This window comes from Pseudoalteromonas sp. GW168-MNA-CIBAN-0100 (assembly GCF_040309225.1).
GTDB classification, from domain to species: domain Bacteria; phylum Pseudomonadota; class Gammaproteobacteria; order Enterobacterales; family Alteromonadaceae; genus Pseudoalteromonas; species Pseudoalteromonas arctica.
In genome coordinates this window covers 42,671-62,142 of sequence record NZ_JBEOOL010000016.1, presented here as the reverse complement: position 1 = coordinate 62,142, position 19,472 = coordinate 42,671, and the positions used below count along the sequence as shown (strand labels likewise).

The 19,472-nt window shown below is 40.5% G+C and carries 20 protein-coding genes; all 20 read right to left on the bottom strand.

What is annotated here, in order from left to right:
- Window positions 1-9: 9 nt before the first annotated feature.
- Window positions 10-783: a protein phosphatase CheZ gene (locus tag AAEY62_RS11410; RefSeq protein WP_007585814.1), complete on the bottom strand. Its 774-nt coding sequence runs from the start codon at window positions 781-783 to the stop codon at window positions 10-12.
- A gap of 17 nt (window positions 784-800) precedes the next feature.
- Complete coding sequence (gene cheY / locus AAEY62_RS11405; RefSeq protein ID WP_008132609.1) at window positions 801-1,184, bottom strand: chemotaxis response regulator CheY; 384 nt, start codon at window positions 1,182-1,184, stop codon at window positions 801-803.
- Between the two features lie 40 nt (window positions 1,185-1,224).
- Window positions 1,225-1,935 (bottom strand): RNA polymerase sigma factor FliA, encoded by a 711-nt coding sequence (locus AAEY62_RS11400; RefSeq protein ID WP_007585810.1) that lies wholly within the window; start codon window positions 1,933-1,935, stop codon window positions 1,225-1,227.
- Between the two features lie 26 nt (window positions 1,936-1,961).
- On the bottom strand, window positions 1,962-2,822 hold the full coding sequence (locus tag AAEY62_RS11395; RefSeq protein ID WP_007585809.1) for a MinD/ParA family ATP-binding protein: 861 nt from the start codon (window positions 2,820-2,822) through the stop codon (window positions 1,962-1,964).
- Window positions 2,815-4,296: a flagellar biosynthesis GTPase FlhF gene (flhF, locus tag AAEY62_RS11390; RefSeq protein ID WP_350634965.1), complete on the bottom strand. Its 1,482-nt coding sequence runs from the start codon at window positions 4,294-4,296 to the stop codon at window positions 2,815-2,817. Before flhF ends, AAEY62_RS11395 begins: the two co-directional genes overlap by 8 nt.
- Window positions 4,297-4,317: 21 nt before the next feature.
- Complete coding sequence (flhA, locus tag AAEY62_RS11385) at window positions 4,318-6,429, bottom strand: flagellar biosynthesis protein FlhA (protein WP_010553901.1); 2,112 nt, start codon at window positions 6,427-6,429, stop codon at window positions 4,318-4,320.
- Between the two features lie 72 nt (window positions 6,430-6,501).
- A complete protein-coding gene (gene flhB / locus AAEY62_RS11380; RefSeq protein WP_007585806.1) occupies window positions 6,502-7,632 on the bottom strand; it encodes a flagellar biosynthesis protein FlhB in 1,131 nt (376 codons plus the stop codon).
- 9 nt (window positions 7,633-7,641) lie between these two features.
- On the bottom strand, window positions 7,642-8,421 hold the full coding sequence (gene fliR / locus AAEY62_RS11375; RefSeq protein ID WP_024589943.1) for a flagellar biosynthetic protein FliR: 780 nt from the start codon (window positions 8,419-8,421) through the stop codon (window positions 7,642-7,644).
- 2 nt (window positions 8,422-8,423) lie between these two features.
- On the bottom strand, window positions 8,424-8,693 hold the full coding sequence (fliQ, locus tag AAEY62_RS11370) for a flagellar biosynthesis protein FliQ (RefSeq protein WP_002959325.1): 270 nt from the start codon (window positions 8,691-8,693) through the stop codon (window positions 8,424-8,426).
- A gap of 40 nt (window positions 8,694-8,733) precedes the next feature.
- A complete protein-coding gene (fliP, locus tag AAEY62_RS11365) occupies window positions 8,734-9,474 on the bottom strand; it encodes a flagellar type III secretion system pore protein FliP (protein ID WP_007585804.1) in 741 nt (246 codons plus the stop codon).
- Between the two features lie 4 nt (window positions 9,475-9,478).
- Window positions 9,479-9,862, bottom strand: a complete 384-nt coding sequence (fliO, locus tag AAEY62_RS11360) for a flagellar biosynthetic protein FliO (RefSeq protein ID WP_024589944.1) — start codon at window positions 9,860-9,862, stop codon at window positions 9,479-9,481.
- On the bottom strand, window positions 9,859-10,257 hold the full coding sequence (fliN, locus tag AAEY62_RS11355) for a flagellar motor switch protein FliN (RefSeq protein WP_007585803.1): 399 nt from the start codon (window positions 10,255-10,257) through the stop codon (window positions 9,859-9,861). Before fliN ends, fliO begins: the two co-directional genes overlap by 4 nt.
- Window positions 10,258-10,277: 20 nt before the next feature.
- The gene (fliM, locus tag AAEY62_RS11350) at window positions 10,278-11,369 is read right to left on the bottom strand and encodes a flagellar motor switch protein FliM (RefSeq protein ID WP_101163315.1); all 1,092 of its coding nucleotides are present in this window, start codon (window positions 11,367-11,369) and stop codon (window positions 10,278-10,280) included.
- Between the two features lie 9 nt (window positions 11,370-11,378).
- The gene (fliL, locus tag AAEY62_RS11345) at window positions 11,379-11,909 is read right to left on the bottom strand and encodes a flagellar basal body-associated protein FliL (RefSeq protein WP_007585800.1); all 531 of its coding nucleotides are present in this window, start codon (window positions 11,907-11,909) and stop codon (window positions 11,379-11,381) included.
- A 57-nt stretch (window positions 11,910-11,966) separates the two neighbouring features.
- Window positions 11,967-14,021, bottom strand: a complete 2,055-nt coding sequence (locus AAEY62_RS11340; RefSeq protein WP_350634964.1) for a flagellar hook-length control protein FliK — start codon at window positions 14,019-14,021, stop codon at window positions 11,967-11,969.
- An 89-nt stretch (window positions 14,022-14,110) separates the two neighbouring features.
- Window positions 14,111-14,557 carry a flagellar export protein FliJ gene (fliJ, locus tag AAEY62_RS11335; protein WP_024589948.1) on the bottom strand — a complete coding sequence of 149 codons (447 nt, stop codon included), beginning with the start codon at window positions 14,555-14,557 and terminating at the stop codon, window positions 14,111-14,113.
- The gene (gene fliI, locus AAEY62_RS11330; protein ID WP_024589949.1) at window positions 14,557-15,891 is read right to left on the bottom strand and encodes a flagellar protein export ATPase FliI; all 1,335 of its coding nucleotides are present in this window, start codon (window positions 15,889-15,891) and stop codon (window positions 14,557-14,559) included. The genes fliJ and fliI overlap by 1 nt, the downstream gene beginning before the upstream one ends.
- Before the next feature lie 18 nt (window positions 15,892-15,909).
- Window positions 15,910-16,716, bottom strand: coding sequence for a flagellar assembly protein FliH (gene fliH / locus AAEY62_RS11325; RefSeq protein ID WP_024592741.1), 807 nt, complete (start codon window positions 16,714-16,716; stop codon window positions 15,910-15,912).
- Between the two features lie 3 nt (window positions 16,717-16,719).
- On the bottom strand, window positions 16,720-17,760 hold the full coding sequence (gene fliG, locus AAEY62_RS11320) for a flagellar motor switch protein FliG (protein WP_007581881.1): 1,041 nt from the start codon (window positions 17,758-17,760) through the stop codon (window positions 16,720-16,722).
- A complete protein-coding gene (gene fliF / locus AAEY62_RS11315) occupies window positions 17,753-19,468 on the bottom strand; it encodes a flagellar basal-body MS-ring/collar protein FliF (protein ID WP_350585747.1) in 1,716 nt (571 codons plus the stop codon). Before fliF ends, fliG begins: the two co-directional genes overlap by 8 nt.
- Window positions 19,469-19,472 lie beyond the last annotated feature (4 nt).

The window sequence follows — 19,472 nt, the reverse complement described above, 5'->3', positions numbered from 1 at the left end:
ACTCTCCTCTTAGAAGCCCAAACTTGATAAAAGATCATCGACTTCATCTTGATCAGACACAACATCATTACGCGATTCTTTATCAATAATAGGGCCTTCAGGACCTGCTAAAGTTTGTGTGGCAACTGGTTCTTTTATTTTTTGTTGTTCTACTTTATTCGCTGTGTTGTCACTGTCATCTTGTTCAGCAAACGCTGTTAAAAGATGAAGTAAGCTTTCTTCTACTTCTCTAACAAGTTCTATAACACGGCGAATAACTTGACCTGTTAAGTCTTGATAGTCTTGAGCCATTAGTACATTTGTCATTAAGCTTTGAAGCTCATCCGTTTTATGATGAGAGTTATTCATAAACTTATCGATACTATGGCAAAGTTGTTTAAACTCACCAAGCTCAATCTCCCGGCTCATTAAACGATCCCATGTCGGTTTGATATGAGATATTTCATCTGCAAGTTGCTGAGCTATAGGTAAACTAGCCTCAACAGCATCCATTGTTTTATTAGCCGCATTTTCTGTCATTTCTATAACATAATTAAGCCGCTTTTTAGCATCTGGAATCGCATCTGTCGTTATGTTAGTTAAGCGAGTATCAAGCTCAAAGCTTTTAAGTGCTTCGTGCAGTTGACGAGTCAACTTCCCAACTTCAGCAAATAATTTAGACTGCTCTTGCGAAGCTGTCTCTAAAATCAACTGATTAGCTTTATCTTGCTCATCGTTTTCTAAATAAATGACGAGTTGACGAGCTTGTTCTAACGTTATTTGAGGCGCAGCTGGTGCTGACATAAGCCTCTCCCCCATCATTAGCCTAAGCGTTCAAATACTTTTTCTAATTTAGTTTTTAATGTTCCAGCCGTAAATGGCTTAACAATATAACCATTAACGCCAGCTTGCGCTGCAGCTATTATTTGTTCTTTTTTAGCTTCTGCCGTTACCATCAGTACAGGGATATGTTTTAACTTATCATCTGCACGAATTGCTCTTAAAAGGTCAATACCTTGCATTCCCGGCATATTCCAATCTGTAACCACAAAATCAAACACTTGATTTTGTAACATAGGCAAAGCTGTAGACCCGTCATCAGCTTCTTGAACGTTAGTGAAACCTAAGTCACGTAATAGGTTTTTTATAATTCGTCTCATCGTTGAAAAATCATCAACTACAAGAATTTTCATGTTTTTATCCAAAACATCCCCCAGTGAGGTATTAACCTTAGTTTACTTACTACTAGTTTATCCAGTCATTGATTTTAGCTTTAAGCTTAATCATCGCCTGACCATGTATCTGACTTACACGCGATTCGCTTACATCGAGTATATGTCCTATTTCTTTTAAATTCATTTCATCGTTATAGTATAAAGAAAGTACCATCGCATCACGCTCTGGTAATGACTTTATTGCATTTAGCAAAGACTCATTAAACCGATCATTTTTAACATTATTAAAAGGTTTGTCTAGCGCTAAATCTTGGCCTACGGGAGTAATAACATCCTCATCTACACCAAGGTCTTCTATGCCTAATACTTTACTGGTATTAACATCATTTAAAATATGATGGTACTCATTGAGTGAAATTTCAAGTTTTTCAGCAACTTCTGTATCTGTTGGTTCGCGATTCAGACTGCTTTCGAGCCCAGTAATTGCCTCTGCAACTTGTCGGCTTTTACGGTGTACTGAACGAGGAGCCCAATCACCACGGCGCATTTCATCAAGCATAGCCCCGCGAATACGAATACCGGCAAAGGTTTCAAAGCTTGCGCCTTTTGTTGCATCAAAGTTTTTTGAAGCTTCTATTAAACCTATCATTCCTGATTGAATTAAATCATCAAGCTGAACGCTAGGTGGTAATCGAGCAATTAGATGACATGCCACTTTTTTGACAAGTGATGCATGTTTCTCAACAATCACATTTAAGTTTTGTGTTGATTGATATCCCATAGCTCTATTCACCAATGTTGTCATAATTAGCCGTTTACTAGTTTCTCAATGAAAAACTCTAAATGCCCAGATGGTTGATTTGGTATTGGCCATTTAACTGCTTTTGTCGCCAGCGCTTTAAACGCGAGAGCGGCTGGCGAACTTGGAAAGAGCTCAACAATCACCTTTTGGCGACGTGTTGCTTTGCGCATATTTTCGTCATAAGGAACCGTTGCTACTAGCTCCATTGAAACATCTAAAAAGCGATCGGTAACTTTAGATAGTTTTGCAAATAATTCAGTGCCTTCACGCATACTGCGGACCATATTGGCAACAATTTTGAACTTATAAACACCGTGCTCGCGGCTTAATACTTTAATAAGTGCGTAAGCATCGGTTATTGATGTTGGTTCATCGCACACTACAACCATTACATCTTGTGCTGCTCGTGAGAAGCTTAGCACCATGTCTGAAATACCAGCGGCTGTATCTACAATTAAAATATCAAATTCGGTATTCAATTCGCTAAATGCACGAATTAGCCCGGCATGCTCAGATGGCGATAGTTCAACCATACTTTGCGAGCCCGATGTAGCGGGTACAATTTTAATACCAGCAGGGCCTTCAACTAAAATCTCGTCAAGCTCACATTCACCTGACAAAACGTGTGATAAATTGCGCTCTACACGTAAACCAAGCATCACATCACAGTTTGCTAAACCTAAGTCAGCATCCAGCACTAATACTCTATTACCTTGTTGCCCTAGTGCAATAGCGGTATTTAGAGAAACATTTGTTTTCCCTACCCCACCTTTACCACCGGTTACAGCGATAACTTTTACGCCGTTGTTATTGTTTTGACTCATTTTGCGCAGGCCGCTTGCTTGATCTAATACTGTGTTAATCATACATCCCTACTGTACTTGGCGCCACTGCTTGGTGCCTTGAATGTTGTGCTTTTGTTCTTTTTAAATATAATTGCTCAGCCTTTTTCACTAGTTTCTCAGCATTTGCAACACGAATATCTTCTGGCACTCGTTGACCGTTAGTAAGATACCCTATTGGGAGGCGATTTTGAATCGCAATACTAATAATCTCACCCAAACTTAATGATTCATCTAACTTAGTGAAAATACAACCACTTAACTGTACTTTTTTAAAGTGACGTACTGTTTCTTGTAATACATTAATTTGTGCCGTCGCGCTTAGTACTAAGTAGCTGCGAATATCCACACGTTGGTTACGCATTAACGTGTTTAACTGCTCAGTCAAACGTAAATCTCGCTGACTCATACCTGCTGTATCAATTAATACTAGACGTTTATTTCGTAAATGATATAAAACTTCAGCTAATTCATTAGCATCTTTAACTTGCTTTACACCACAACCAATAATACGGCCGTAAGTAGCAAGCTGTTCATAAGCACCAATTCTGTATGTATCAGTGGTTATTAAGGCCACTTTATCAGCGCCATATTTTTGTGCACCTAACGCTGCAAGCTTAGCAACTGTTGTTGTTTTACCAACACCTGTTGGACCCACTAACGCATATACACCACCTTGGCGAAGTATTTCATTATTGGTTGTTTGCATTTGATCTTCGACCATCGTTAACAACGCTTTCCAGCCTTGCTTACGAGATACATCATCAGGTACAAAACATGCCATTTGTTGCGCTACTTCTTTATCAATACCCATACCGACTAAGCGGTCAACCATGCAAGCGCGTGTTGGATCGCGACGCGCCATATCTTGCTGCATTAAGCCCGATACTTGATGCTCAAGTAATTGACGAATTGCGTTCATTTCTTCACGCATTGTTGTCATTTCTTCGCTTTCATTATTGGGTGTTTGTTGGCGAGCAGTTACTGGACTATCTAAATCATCAAAGTCGCTGTCTAAATCATCAAAACCTAAGCTATCCGCTTGAGTTTGTGGACGAACTGGCGCTGCATTTTCAGGAGCAAACATATTTTTAGTACGCTGTTCCATAGCTGGTTCTTGATAGTTATCGGTAGTATCAATACCTGATTGTGAAAACATTGATGCAAGTTCAGGGGAGCGAGGACGCGGTGATTGGCGCTCTAATAAAGCCTGTAGGCTGTCAGCCACTTTTGCTTGCGGCTCTGGTTTGGCACGCTGAGGCTCTGGTTTTACAAAATTATGCATGCTTTGCTGTGGTGCTTGAGCGCGCGGTTTTGCAGTACGTTGTGGTTGCGCTGCTACTTTAGGGGCTGCTTTGTCATAATCAACTGCCGCTACAATTTCTACACCGTTAGCCAGCTTCTTATTTGACATAATAACCGCATCAACACCTAACTCATCTTTAACTTCTTTAAGTGCTGTGCGCATATCTTTAGCAAAAAAACGTTTAATTTTCATGATTCAACCCCTGTTAAAATCTTATTGTTGGCCTACAGAGCTAACAATCTTGATCTGTCTTTCGTCTGGTACCTCTTGATAAGACATCACTCTCAATCCTGGAATGGTGTACTTAACAAAACGAGATAACACAGTGCGTAACATTCCTGACGTTAGCAATATAGAAGGTTCACCGGCCATTTCTTGATTTTGATGCGCTTGTGTCAATGACACTTGAAGTCGCTCTGCAAGTCCAGGCTCAATACCGGCACCTTCATCGCCTGCATTTTGTAATGACTGATGCAACATCTGTTCCAACTCAGGTGCCAAGGTTATGACAGGGATTTCTGATGACATACCAACCGCATCTTGAACAATTAACCTACGCAGAGAAATACGCACTGCAGCCGTTAATACATCAGGGTCTTGGCTACGTGGACCATACTCAACAAGGGTTTGAACAATTGAGCGCATATCGCGAATAGCTACACCTTCATTCAATAAATTTTGCAGTACTTTTACAATTGCAGTTAATGGCAACACATCAGGTACTAGTCCTTCTACTAAGCGAGGATGGCTTTTAGCAAGCATATCAAGCAGGTTTTGAACTTCTTCATGCCCTAGTAGCAACGCCGCACTGTTAGTTAATAACTGGCTAATATGAGTGGCGACTACCGTGGCTGAATCTACAACGGTATAACCTAGTGATTGCGCTTCATCTTTTTGATCAGGCTTGATCCATACTGCATCAAGGCCAAACGCAGGATCTTTAGTTTCAACCCCTTTAATAGGACCAAATACTTGCCCTGGGTTAATCGCTAGCTCGTCGCCATGTTTAAGTTCGCTTTCACCGGTTGAAACACCCATTAGCGTTATTCTGTAAGCATTTGGATCAAGCTCTAAATTATCGCGAATATGAACAGGTGGTACTAAAAAACCAAGTTCTTGAGAAAGCTTTTTACGTACACCTTTAATACGATTAAGTAGCTCACCACCTTGAGATTGATCTACCAACGGAATTAATCTGTAACCTACTTCTAGGCCAATTACGTCAACCTGCTGAACATCATCCCAACCAAGTTCTTTTTGCTCTTGTTTATTGGCAATACCTGTTGCAGCGCTTCCGCCACTGGCGGCCTCTTCGGCTTCTGCTGCAGCGGCTTTTAACTTAGTTTGCTGTGTGTAGTAAGCTAAATAACCCAGTAACGCACCTAAACTTAAAAAAGCAAAATGCGGCATACCAGGCACTAAACCCATGATGATCAAAATACCTGAAGCAATAAAGAGTGATTTTTCGTTACCTAGTTGTTTCTTAAATTGGTCACCCATATTGAGCGACTCATTTTGACGTGTTACAACAATCGCGGTACCAATTGAAAGCAGTAAAGAAGGGAGTTGAGCAACTAAGCCATCACCAATGGTAAGTAATGTATATACTTCCATTGCGTTGCCAAAACTCAAATTATGTTGAATCATACCGACAAATAAACCACCAACAATATTGATGATTAATATAACAATACCTGCAATGGCATCGCCTTTTACAAATTTACTCGCACCATCCATTGAGCCGTAAAAATCAGCTTCGCGAGTTACTTCCTCGCGGCGGTCACGCGCTTGCTCAGCACTGATAAAACCAGCGTTTAAATCGGCGTCAATTGCCATTTGTTTACCCGGCATTGCATCAAGGGTGAAACGTGCAGATACCTCAGAAATACGCCCAGCACCTTTAGTAATTACCACAAAGTTAATAATGATCAGAATTAAAAATACGACCAAACCAACAGCGTAGTTACCACCAATAACAACTGAGCCAAACGCTTCAATTACTTTACCGGCAGAATCACCACCATTATGACCTTCAAGTAATACAACTCGAGTGCTGGCAACGTTAAGCGCTAAGCGCATAATCGTAGCGATTAGTAATACAGAGGGGAATATACCAAACTCAACCGGCTTCATCGTGTAAACAGTCACGAGTAAAACCACTAATGCGAGGGCAATATTAAACGAGAAAAGGATATCGAGTAAAAATGGCGGTAACGGTAAGATCACCATTCCCAAGGCTGCAAGCACAAGCAAAGGAGTACCTACCCCTTTGGCATAGTCTTTTTTGTCTCTGTTAAGTTGTTGTAATACCGCTTTAAAACTCATAATTCTACAATTTCAAAAAATTGACACTACGTAGAATTTGCAATAACTATTCCAAGTTACTAAGTTAACGGTTTAATACTTGTAGGCATCGGGGATTGGGAGCTTGTTATTGAGCTTAGTTGGACGTTTACCGCGCCCTTTATTAAAGCGCTTAAGCTGAAATACATACGCTAAAACTTGCGCTACTGCAGTAAATAGCTGATCGGGTATTTGCTCTCCTACTTCAGCCGTATGATAAAGCGCTCGGGTCAGCATAGGGGATTCTAAAATAGGTACTTCATTCCCTATTGCTACTTTTCTAATTTGCATCGCCATTTCATCAATACCCTTAGCAAGCACTATTGGCGCTCCTGCGCGCTCTGTATCGTATTTTAATGCTACTGAGTAGTGAGTTGGGTTGGTAACAATAACATCAGCGTCAGGGACATCTTGCATCATACGGTTTTGCGACATTTGCCTTTGTGTTTGCCTAATACGCGCTTTTATTTGTGGGTCACCTTCAGAGTTTTTATACTCATCTTTAATCTCTTGCATGGTCATTTTAAGTTGTTTGTTATGGTTATAACTTTGAAATGGCGCATCAATAGCCGCAATAATAATTAAAGTGCATGAAAGGCCTAAAAACATCCAGCCTAAAATCTCTAAGGCATGGATAATATTACCTGGTGCACTTTCTAAACTTAAATGCAGTATTTCATCAAAATAGGTATTAATTAAAAATATAGCAAAACTTGCAACCAAACCAAATTTTAAAAGTGACTTTACAAGCTCAATAGCCGCTTGCGGGCCAAACATACGTTTAAAGCCTTTCATTGGCGACATTTTACTTGCTTTAGGTGCAGCGGCTTCCCAGCTAAAATTAAAACCACCTAGTAACGTATTACCAATAAATGCAGCCAAAACTATAATTAATACAAACATAGCCATAGGAAACATTAAAGCATCTGCAACCTCTCCCCATACGGCAAACATTTTAGTGGTATCAAAGGCTTCGTTGCGGTTTAAGCTAAGGGTTCGGCCCATTACATTGTATAAACCTTTGCCAATTTCTGGCCCATACATCAAAAGCGATATAGCCGAAAAAATAAGTACAAACATAGTACCTAGCTCTTTTGAGCGCGCTATTTGGCCTTTCTTTTTAGATTCTTCAAGCTTTTTGGATGTGGGTTCTTCTGTTTTTTCTTGTCCTGAGTCTTCAGACATGACTTTCTCCTAAGGTGAGCAACCAACTAAAGTACACATTAGCTCAACCATTTTTAACCATTGAAACTCAAACTGAGAAACAAAGTTACCTAGTGTCGCCCAAATAATAATAAGTCCCGCTACCAAGGTAAACGGAAAACCAATAGAGAAAATATTTAATTGCGGTGCTGCACGCGTCATAATACCAAACGACATATTAATAACGAGCATAGCGGTAAGCGGTGCAAGTGAGAGTACAAGTGCTGTAGTAAACATCCAGCCGCCCCAGGTCACTATGTCCCAGTAATGATCTACAGACCACCATGTGCCATCAATGGGTAGCACTTGAAAACTATGCACTACCATTTGAATCATCATTAAATGCCCGTTAAAAGCAAAAAATAACAAGGTGGCCAAAATAAGGAAAAACTGGCCAACCGCTGGGACGCTTGCGCCATTAGAAGGATCAATAACCGAAGCAAAACCTAAACCGGTTTGCATCGCGAGTATTTGCCCTGCTAACACAAAAGTATTTAATAAAAGTATAGATGCAAAACCAATAGCAACACCAATCAGCATTTGTTGAATAACGACTAAAATCATCTCAAACGAAAATAAATTAGTGAATGTAGCTGGGGGCAAAACAGGAACTACAACAAAAGTTACAACAACCGATAAACCCATTTTTATACGTGTAGGAACATTTTTAGCCCCCAAACCAGCCATAATCATAATCATTGAGCTAATGCGTACCAGCGGCAACAAAAAATCGCTCAACCATTGAATAACGACAGCAAAGGGGTATTCCACGCTTAACCTGCAATTTCAGGAATAAGTAATACTAGGCGAGTAAAAAAGTCCATTAGCTCTTGAGTAAGCCAATGCCCACCCACAATAAGCGCACTAATGGTAATTAATAAACGAGGTAAAAAGCTCAATGTTTGTTCATTGATAGACGTTGCAGCCTGAAACACGGCAACAACTAAACCAATAATTAAGCCTGGGACTACAATTGCAGACACCAGCTTAATAACTAAAAAAAGAGCGTCACTTAGGATATCAACAAAAATTTCCGGTTCCATGTTGTACTCCTATTGTTGGGTCATGTTAATGCTTTGCATACTAAGTCCCTAAACCAAAGCTTTTGGCTAAGGTACCCATCACTAAGCTCCAGCCGTCTACAAGTACAAATAACATAATTTTAAACGGTAAGGACACAATCATGGGTGAAAGCATCATCATACCCATCGCCATTAATACCGAGGCGACCACTAAATCAACAATTAAAAATGGGATAAAAAACATAAACCCTATAATAAATGCGGTTTGCAATTCGCTGGTTACAAAGGCGGGTATAAGCACTATTAACGGTGTATCTTGTGGCGAATCTAGCTGATCGTAACCGGCAATTTTAGCAAACGTTTCTAAATCTTTTAAACGCACTTGTGAAAGCATAAATGCTTTCATTGGCTCTTTAGCCAGCTCTAAAGCTTGTACTGAAGTAACCTGCTCATTTAAGTAAGGTTCTATAGCTCGCTCGTTTACCTGCTGATAAATAGGCGACATTATAAAAATACTTAGAAAAAGCGACATCCCTAATAACACTTGGTTTGACGGTGTTTGCTGCAAACCAATTGCTTGGCGCAAAATGGCGAGTACAACAATTATTCGTGTAAAGGAGGTCATCATAATTATGGCAGCCGGTATAAAACTCAGCGCCGTCATAATTGCTAAAACTTGTAACGTTACTGAGTAATCCTGTGTGCCATCAGCGTTTGTTGTAATAGTAAGCGCATCAATTCCTTCTGCGCTTACACTTGGTACAAACACCATGGCAAAAATAATAAGCAGCCACTTTGTCATAGGTTTAATTCTTTTTATTTTGGTTTGATTGCGGGTTTAAAAGTTTACCAAATCGTTTAGCGAGTTCAGGTAGTTCTTTTTCACTTAATGGGGTTTCTAACTTGTGTAAGTAATTAATACTGTGGGGAGTTACACCAAGTAAATGCTGAGCATTATCTATCTCAACAACCATTAAACGCTCGCGAGAACCCAAAGGTAGACTTCTGACTACTTTAAATTCATCGCTGTTTGCTAAATTTGGATTAAGCTTTTTAACAAAAAATGCCAGCACAATAATTAGTACTAGCACCATAGCAAGCGACAGCACCATAGAGAGTATATCTCCAGTGGGTGTTGCCACATCTGCTTTTGAAAAAACGGAACTCGTTAAAGCAACTAATAAGCTCATCGTAGTTTTTTGATCCGCTCTACTTGGCTTATCACGTCAGTTAAGCGAATACCAAACTTGTCGTTTACTACAACTACTTCACCATGGGCTATCAAAGTACCATTAACTAGCACGTCTAGCGGCTCGCCCGCAACACGGTCAAGCTCAACAACAGAGCCTTGGTTAAGTTGCAATAAGTTACGAATATTAATTTTAGAGCGTCCTACTTCCATTGAAATAGTAACGGGGATATCTAAAATAGTGTCGAGTTTTCGTTTTTCATCGCCACTCATTTCGTGTTTTGAATCACTTAACTCATCAAGCTCTGCAACATGTGCTTCGCTACTATCATCTGGAGCTTCGGCTTCTGCTAATGCTGCTGCCCATTCATCCATTGTGTCTTGATCATCGCTCATACTTTTAACCTTTTAATCAATTACCAGTCTAAGTCTACACCGTCAGAGAGGTGTAAATCATCTTCTAGTTCTGCTAATTCTGCATCTGAGTCAATTTTCTTGCCGCCTTTGGTAAATACATGCAGCTCAGATTTAACTGAATCAGGTCGTTTAATTTTTTCACTAATTTGAAGTGCAACATTATCGCGAGAGCGACCCATTTTAGCTCTAAATGTAGGGAGTTCTTCAACAAACACGGTTATATGCTCAGGCATTTCAACCGGAATAATATCACCGGCTTTGAGTTCCATAATCTGCCTTAAGGTTAAATCAACTTCAAGTAACTGAGTCGACATATCAACCTCTACATCCATTATTTCGTCTCGAAGTGCTTTGCTCCAACGTAAATCGGTATCTTCAGTATCAGACTGAACACCCGCATCTAACAGCTCTCGAATTGGCTCAAGCATAGAGTAAGGTAAAGCAATATGAAAATCGCCACCGCCACCATCAAGCTCAATATGGAAAGAACTAATAACCACAACCTCAGTTGGGCTTACAATATTAGCCATAGCTGGGTTTACTTCAGAATCGAGGTATTCAAACGATACATCCATAACCGGTGCCCATGCTTCTTTATAATCTTCAAAGATGATCTTAAGGAGCATTTGCACAATACGACGCTCTGTAGGCGTAAATTCTCGGCCTTCGATTTTTGCATGATAACGCCCGTCACCACCAAAAAAGTTATCTACCAAAATAAACACAAGTCGTGCTTCCATGGTAATCAGGCCAGTGCCTTTTAAAGGTCTAAAACGGACCATATTTAAGCTGGTTGGAACAAATAAAGTATGAATATACTCGCCAAACTTAATCATTTGCACGCCGTTTATAGACACCTCTGCGGTGCGGCGCATCATGTTAAATAGGCTAATTCGCATATGACGAGCAAAGCGTTCATTAACAATTTCCAGCGTCGGCATACGACCACGCACGATCCGATCTTGCGAAGAAAAATCGTACTGAAGCGTACCTCCTCCGCCATCTTCACCTTCGTGTATATCTTCCTCTTCAACGTCATCAACGCCATGTAATAGCGCATCAATTTCGTCTTGGGATAATAAATCGCTCACGCTAACCCCTTATTGCATCACAAAGCCGGTAAACAATACCCGCTCAATTACTTTGCTGCCTTCAACATCCATTAAGGCTTTTTGTACCTTTTCAAGTGCAGAAAAACGAAGTGTTTCTTTACCAGAGCTCGTACTTAACTCATCAGCAGTTGTAGTAGAAAACACGCTTAGTAGCGTACCTTCTATTAATGGAATGTGTTTTTTAGCTGTTTCTTCATTTACTTCGCCACGTACCAGTAACTGTACTTTAATTTGCACAATTCTGTCGCGACTTGAACCGGGCACGTTAAATACAAATGGGCGTGGCATTGACACATATAAAGCACTGCCTATTTCAGCTGAATCACCAACTGCAGCAGAAGGTGCATCTGCTGACATCGCAGTCTCTTCATCTAAGGTTTCAACTGGCGCATCCGAACCCGACATAAAAAAGTAACCTGCAGCACCGCCTACAATAAGTAGTACAGCTACTATGATTATTATTAGTTTCTTTTTACTTTTACCGGTTTCTTCAATTTCTAAACTTGTTTCTTCAGCCATCATGATTCCTTTAATCGCAAAGGTACTTGCTTGTTTTAGTTATTATAATAGCAGCACTTAGGCATAGTAATCTATTGATGATGAAGTTTGTTGTCGAGAACTTTGTGCAGTGTTATTTGCTTGCTCGTCGTTTTCATCATTAACTGACTTATTATTAGCCAAATTACCTTGAGGTCCACTCTCACTCTGCTCGGCAGTTTCACCACCTGATTGCCCATAAGAAATAGTACTTTCACCAAGCTCTAATCCTTGTTGCGCTAACATTTCACGTAAGCGCGGCATTGATTGTTCAAGTGCTTCTTTGGCTTGCTGGTTTTGTACTACAAAGTTTATATGTGCTTGTTCTGCATCGCTGCGAATACGTATTTGCATACTGCCCATTTCGGGAGGATCTAGGCGAATTTCTGCTTCTTTATTATTAATGCTCAGCATTGAGCTAACGCGCTCTTGCAGTAATTTAGCTGCATCACTTTTAACAATATTAATTGCCTGCATTACACCAGGATCAATACTTACTTGCTTAACTTGCGATGTACTTTGTAATTGTTGAGTTTGTATTATTTGGGTATCAAGTAAGCTCTGCTCGTAACTTAATGAGTCGTATTGGCTTAATGTGCTCACTTGCTGAGTATTTAGAGCTGCTGTAATTTGCGTAAATACTTGTGCTACGCGTGCAGGAGTTTGTTCAGCAGTTATTTTTTTAAGGCCATCTTTTTGTAATTCTTCAAGTGATTTTAATAAATCATCACGCTTAGTTGAGGTTGTTACGGCTTTATTTAAATCAGCCTCTTCGTTTGTTGATGTCTTTAAGCTTAACTTTTGTGGATTATATACTGTGTTAGGAGTCTCTGACGCTACAAACGTTTTTGAGTCTGTCTTAGCGGTATCGGCAAGTCCTATTTCAATTGAAGCTTTTAATTCATTAACTGTTTGCTTAAGCACTGCCAATTGCTCGCCTTTAGGCTGCTCTGTTTTAATATAAGCGTTTAACTGCGTTAATAAGCTTTGTTTTTCAGTTGTATTAAGTGAATTGATTTCTGCGCTAAAAGATTGTTTTGTGCTCGTGCTCTGCGTTTTTTCGTTATCAGTAATAAATTGCGCAAGCATTTGCTTAAGATTTGAAGTGCTACTAGTTGCGTTACTTGTTGAATCAGTATTTTCTAATACCTTAACTTGCGCGTTAAGTTGTGAGCGCTGCTCAGGCGTTAAACTAGCAATAACATCATTAGCTTTAATTAAGCTCTCATCTTTAGTCATTAACGTATCTATTGCTGCATTATTATCAGCTTCAGTTGCGGCTAAAGAAGACTGAGTAACGCCCGCTTTGTCGGTGGGTGTTGGCAAAACTATATTATTTTCATCAGCAGACTTATTTTGTCCCAGTTGCTCTTTAGAAATCATTGTTGATGCAAATTCAGGTTTTTCTAATATAGGGCCAATGCTGTCATCGGGCTTCTTATTTATAGAATTTAATGGCCCTTCAATAGCTTCAGCAACACCACTTTTACGATGTTTACCTTCATTTAATGGTAACGAATTCAAAGGTGGTGAGCTAAAGTTATCGCTTTTTGAATCAGTTAATTTAGCCGTTTTAGAGTCTACATTAGTGGCAATTGGATTTTGCACTACACTCGCTGTATTCGCTTCTTTAGCCGATACTTCATCACTTGTATTGGTGGATGCAATTATTGGTGTGCTTTGTAATTCTGTATTCTCTACTAGTGTAGCTTCTAGCTCTGCATTTTCTGATTCTAAACTGTTAGTTGCATCGAACGGCTTATTGACCGAAGTGCTCATTGCTTGTGCTGAATTAATTTGATCAAGCATCTCAACAGACACAAAAGTAACTTCGTCAGTTATTACTTCATCTAGCTTTACGCTCAGATTTTCATTTTCTTCTGGCTGTTTATGCTTAGGTATGGCAATCGAGTTTTCGGCATCGGGATTTTTATTGCCTTTAAGCAAAGGCTCCATAGAGTTATGCGCTTCGTTTAGCTGACTTAAAAATTCATCGCCTAAATTTTCTCCGCCATTAGCTAAGCTATTGTCTTTAAAAGCTAACAGTGAATCTTTTTCAGAAGAAACTAAAAACGAAATGTTATTCATCGCCATAAATCACCTAATACCATTACGGCAATATGCCACCGCATACCGCCAAAAGTTGAATCCCACTAAGTAACAAAGCAATTAACGTGCCTGAATTACAAAGCTTTACGACGTTGAAAAAACTGATTAGCTGAAAATTCATCTAACATTTTTTGCTCATTTTTAGCCATTAACGCATTTGCTTTAAGTTTTTGATTTTCGATTAGTTTGGCAACTGCTTTAGCTTTAATTTGCTGCTTAAGCCATAGAGTTTTACGTTGAGTAACAACTTGCTTAGCTGTATTTACGGTACTTGCTTGTTGGCGAATTGCCTCTTCAATTTTAGCTATAAAAGCATGGTACTGACCAAACCCTGCACTAGATAAACCCGACTTACCTTTTAGGTGTAACTGCTGAGAGTATTCAAGTCTAAAATTGTTTAAACCTTGTAGCTTTTGTTGATTCGATTGCAAGTTTTGATTAGCTTGTAAGTAACTCATGCGCAAATTTTCTTCTTTATCATTTTCAATTTTGAGCAATAAATCGAGTTTGTTTTTAGCCATTATGCTTGTCCTAGTAACTGAGCAAGACCTTGCAGACCATCATCGTAACTAATGACATCTCGCATACCTTGTTGTAAGAATGCATTCACTCTTGGCATCATATTTATAGCTTGGTCGAGCATTTGATCGGTCCCTTTTTGATAAGCGCCTAAAGTAATCATGTCTTTGTTTTGTTGATACATTGAATACACTTGTTTAAGCACTCGGGCTTGTTGCATATGCGGCTCAGAAACAACTTGAGGCATAACACGCGAAATCGACTTTTCAATATCTATAGCGGGATAGTGCCCACTGTCAGCTAAATCACGCGATAGTACAATGTGGCCATCTAATATAGCTCGCGCTGCATCAGCAATAGGGTCTTGCATATCATCGCCTTCACTCAACACCGTAAAAAAGCCAGTAATTGAACCTTGCCCTTCACCGCCATTACCAGCACGCTCCACCAGCGCAGGTAATTTAGCAAACACCGAAGGCGGATAACCCTTTGTAGCGGGCGGCTCGCCAACAGCAAGTGCAATTTCACGTTGTGCCATTGCATAACGCGTTACCGAATCGAGTAACAATAATACGTTTAAACCCTGATCTCTAAAATACTCTGCAATAGTTACGGCGCTCTCACAGCCTTTTAAACGCATAAGTGGTGATGAATCAGCAGGCGCTGCGACAACAACTGAACGTTTGCGCCCTTCTACACCGAGTATTTCTTCAATAAATTCTTTTACTTCGCGCCCACGCTCCCCCACCAAACCAACAACAATTACATCGGCTTCGCTACCTCGGGTCATCATACCCAGTAGTACTGATTTACCGACACCAGAGCCTGCAAACAAGCCCATACGCTGGCCTTGCCCTACTGTGATAACCGAGTTAATGGCGCGCACACCTACATCCATAGGCTTAGTGATTGGTCTTCTTGAAAGCGGGTTTATAGTATTTTGCGCAAACTTTAAATGATGCTCAGCATTAATTTTACCCAAGCCATCTAGCGGTCGCCCTAAGCCATCAACCACGCGGCCTAATAAACTCATCCCTACAGGCAAACCTAAATTATTAACTTGAGGAATAACACGCGCACCAGGTAATACACCAGAGATGTGGTCGTTAGGCATTAAGTACAAAGTTTGATCGTTAAAACCGACTATTTCAGCGTCTACAAAGCCGTTCATAGTTTCTATTTTACATTGGCTACCAACGGGTGCACGTAAGCCTCTAGCCTCAAGGGTAAGGCCAACAACACGCGTTAAAATACCTGCCACAGCAGGCGCCGGGGTTTTAATATGTTGTTGATATTGAGATAAGCGTTCGCTTAAAGGTGCACGTTGAGTTGACATAACACGCCAATAAAATAGTTAGATACCACTATTATGCAAAAAACTATCCAACGTTTCTTTGACACGTGTTTTAAGGGTCATGTCGAGTGAAGATTGCGCTGTTTTAACTTCACAGCCACCGCGCTCAAGAGTGGGCTCTGCCATTAATTGCCAGTTATTATCAATAATGGTTTGTTCGCCGTAGCTCTCTTTTATGAGTTCTAAGTCTTCGGGGTTTAAATGGATTCGTACTTTTTCTTGCTCCGCATTAAGTGAATCAATACTTTGCTTTAAAGTATGTAAAATCACTTCAGGCGATGTTTTTACTTCTTGATAAATAACAGCTTCCGCCAACATGCTAGCAAGTTGCACTAATTGCTTTTCAGCTTGTTCGTCCACTTTATCTAGCGGTGCAGTTAGCCCCTCTAAAATGGCTTTTAAACTTGTTAACTGCTCTTCAATTAATGGTTTTACATCTTCAAGGCCTTGTGTCTTACCTTGCTCTAAGCCTTCTTTGTAGCCTGCTTCTTTACCTTCGCCAACGCCTTTTTCAAAGCCGTCTATGTAGCCTTGCTCATGACCTTGTTTAAGGCCTTCTTCGTACGCGTCTTGTCTAATGCGTTCAAGCTCAACCATGGTAAGCGCAGGGAGTTCTGGTTCTTGTGGCTCATCAATAGGCATTTCTTCGGCTAATTCTTTTTTGTACAACTCACTAAGCGGTGTGCCGTAAGCCGTAGAGCGATTGCCAAAGCTGCTCTCATCTGGTGCTACATCCGGAATAGCCCAGTTTTTTAATAATTCATCTGCTTCATCAGCCCGAAGTGTGCGTCCTTTGAGTTTGCTCATGGTTTACAGGAACTCCTCGCCACCGCCGCCGCCCAGCTGAATTTCACCTGAGTCAGATAAACGACGCGCTGTTGATAAAATCTCTTTTTGCGCCGCTTCTACTTCGCTTATACGTACCGGGGCCATAGCTTCTAAATCATCAGCAAGCATTTCGGCTGCACGTTTAGACATATTGCCCAGTATTTTGTCTTTAAGCGCATCGTCGGTGCCCTTAATTGCTTTCATTAATACGTCTTGTTGTACTTCTCGTAGGATTGCTTGAATACCACGGTCTTCAACATCCATTAAGTTTTCAAACACAAACATTAAGTCTTGAATTTGCTGCGACATCTCTTCGTCATGTTCACGAATAGAGTCCATTAACTGCCCTTCTACATTGGTATCTAGGTAGTTCATAATATCTGCAGCAGCTTTTAAGCCACCCATTTTAGCGGCTTGTGCACCTGCTTGGCCGGCAAATTGTTTTTCCATGATTTCGTTTAGCTCTTGCAGTGCTGCTGGCTGAACTTCTTCAAGGTTTGCAATACGCATGGTTAAATCTAAGCGCACTTTTTCAGGGAACTGAGCAATAATCTCAGCTGACTGCTCTGGCTCTAAATACGATAATACAATGGTTTGAATTTGTGGATGCTCATTACGAATAATGTTTGCTACCTGCTTAGAGTCCATCCATTTTAATGAATCCAAGCCTTTAGCGCCTGAGCCCATAACAATTTGGTCAATAAGGCTAGCGGCTTTGTCTTCACCAAGTGCTGCTGTAAGCGCTTTTTTAATAAAGTCTTCTGACTGAAAACCAATGGTACTAAAGCTTTGAATTTGTTCTATAAACAAGTTGTGTACAGCGCTAATCTTAGCTTGTGATAAGTCCTGTAACCCGGCCATCGCCATACCCACTTTTTGCACCTGTTTAGGTTCTAAGTGTTTAAGGATTTGCGCGGCATCTTCTTCTGATAAACTCAAAAGTAATATAGCGGCTTTATCTACCCCATCTAGCTTATCAACATCAAAGGCTGGCGGGAGTTGTTTTTGTTCTTGATCAGTCATCTTCTGTTAACCACGCTTTGACTACTTGTGATGATAGTTCTGGTTCGTTAGCTACAAGGGCACGAATTGCTTTAAGTAAATCTTCGTCGCCATGTAAATCCGGTAACTGCAGTGTACCATCACTTGAGAAACCAACCGAAGCAGAATCAAAGTCTTTATTTAGCATATCAAGCGTGTTGTCGCCAATATCTACGCCTGAACTTAATGCATCTTCGTCGTATTCTTCTAGTGTATCGTCTGGGTAAATTAAGCGTTTAAGCATTGGTTTTACTACTGCCATTATCAATACAATGATAACTAAGGCGCCTAATACAAGGCGGGCTATTTTCATAAACCAGTCTTGTTCCCACAGTGGCACTTCTATTGCTAAATTTGTTTCTTCACGTACAAACGGCACTGTTACGACTTCAAGTGCATCACCACGTTGCATATCAAAACCTACACCACCTTGTAGTAAGCGACGAATATTTGACAATGCCTCTACCGAGCGTGGAGTCATGGTTGTTTCACCGTTTTCTCCCACTTTAGCAATGTAGTCAACAGCAACTGATACGCTTATCCTACGTATTACACCACTTTGCTGGCGCTTATGAGAAATTGTAGTATCGAGTTCATAATTACGTGTGGCTTCTTTGTGGCTGCGTGTTGGTGACGTAGCTGTGCCTGCACCACCTTGCCCCGCAACCTCAGGAATGTTCGAATTTAACGGTGGCTGATTTGTAAGCGCACCTGGAATACCAACAGCTAGGCCGCCAATGTTATTTTCTTCAAATGTGGTTTCGCTTCTAACCGCTGGTAGGTCTGGGTTATAACGCTTTTGAGTTTCCTCAATCGAGCTAAAGTCCATGCTCAAATCAACTTGGGCTGTATAGTTTGCAAGCCCTACAACCGGTATTAAAATACTGTCTATTTTTTCAAGGTACTCTTGTTCGCGCTTACGTTCTAAGTCGTATTCTTTACGAGAGCGTGCTGCTAATGAGCTTTGCGAACCTGAATTTAGTAATCGACCATTTTGATCGGTAACAGTAACTCGCATAGGCTCTAAACCCTGTACTGCCGAGGCAATCATATCAACAACAGAATCTACTTCTTCACGGTCGAGTGAGCGACCACGCTTAAGCGTTAATACAACAGTTGCTGATGGTTTTTTCTCTCTACGCGCAAATACGTTTTCTTTAGGAATGGCTAACAATACTTTAGCGCGAGTAATATTATTAAGCTCTTCAATGGTGCGTGCTAATTGCTGTTCACGGCCATGTTTTAGGCGTTCGCGCTCTAAGCGTTGGCTTACACCAAAGCCCATATCTTGCATAATTATATCAGAGCCTGATGCAGGGCCTTGATCTAACCCTTCGCGGGTCATTAACAATTTAATGTTTTGGTATTCGCTTTCATCAACCGATACAACGTTGCCATCTAGTTGATATTCAATTTGTTGCGCATCTAAAAAGTCGAGCGTTTGAATAAGCTCTTCAGTTTGCATTTTGCCTAACGGGCGCATATCTGGCTGACGAGCCCAAATAATAATGAAAATCGCGATAGCTAAACAAATAGCCAATGCTATAACCAATGTTACTTGGCGCAATACATCAACACCATTTAAAGCACTTAAGTAGCCTGACTTTTGTTCTTGTTGATCATCACCACCACTTTGGTCAATACCGCCACCAGCAAGTGCTAGGTCTGTAGATTGGTTAGATTGCGCCACAATA

Coding starts and splice junctions, on each gene's coding strand:
- AAEY62_RS11410 (WP_007585814.1), bottom strand. CDS start 783: ATGTCAGCACCAGCTGCGCCTCAAATAACGTTAGAACAAGCTCGTCAA.
- AAEY62_RS11400 (WP_007585810.1), bottom strand. CDS start 1,935: ATGGGATATCAATCAACACAAAACTTAAATGTGATTGTTGAGAAACAT.
- AAEY62_RS11395 (WP_007585809.1), bottom strand. CDS start 2,822: ATGATTAACACAGTATTAGATCAAGCAAGCGGCCTGCGCAAAATGAGT.
- flhF (WP_350634965.1), bottom strand. CDS start 4,296: ATGAAAATTAAACGTTTTTTTGCTAAAGATATGCGCACAGCACTTAAA.
- flhA (WP_010553901.1), bottom strand. CDS start 6,429: ATGAGTTTTAAAGCGGTATTACAACAACTTAACAGAGACAAAAAAGAC.
- flhB (WP_007585806.1), bottom strand. CDS start 7,632: ATGTCTGAAGACTCAGGACAAGAAAAAACAGAAGAACCCACATCCAAA.
- fliQ (WP_002959325.1), bottom strand. CDS start 8,693: ATGGAACCGGAAATTTTTGTTGATATCCTAAGTGACGCTCTTTTTTTA.
- fliP (WP_007585804.1), bottom strand. CDS start 9,474: ATGACAAAGTGGCTGCTTATTATTTTTGCCATGGTGTTTGTACCAAGT.
- fliO (WP_024589944.1), bottom strand. CDS start 9,862: ATGAGCTTATTAGTTGCTTTAACGAGTTCCGTTTTTTCAAAAGCAGAT.
- fliN (WP_007585803.1), bottom strand. CDS start 10,257: ATGAGCGATGATCAAGACACAATGGATGAATGGGCAGCAGCATTAGCA.
- fliL (WP_007585800.1), bottom strand. CDS start 11,909: ATGGCTGAAGAAACAAGTTTAGAAATTGAAGAAACCGGTAAAAGTAAA.
- AAEY62_RS11340 (WP_350634964.1), bottom strand. CDS start 14,021: ATGGCGATGAATAACATTTCGTTTTTAGTTTCTTCTGAAAAAGATTCA.
- fliJ (WP_024589948.1), bottom strand. CDS start 14,557: ATGGCTAAAAACAAACTCGATTTATTGCTCAAAATTGAAAATGATAAA.
- fliI (WP_024589949.1), bottom strand. CDS start 15,891: ATGTCAACTCAACGTGCACCTTTAAGCGAACGCTTATCTCAATATCAA.
- fliH (WP_024592741.1), bottom strand. CDS start 16,716: ATGAGCAAACTCAAAGGACGCACACTTCGGGCTGATGAAGCAGATGAA.
- fliG (WP_007581881.1), bottom strand. CDS start 17,760: ATGACTGATCAAGAACAAAAACAACTCCCGCCAGCCTTTGATGTTGAT.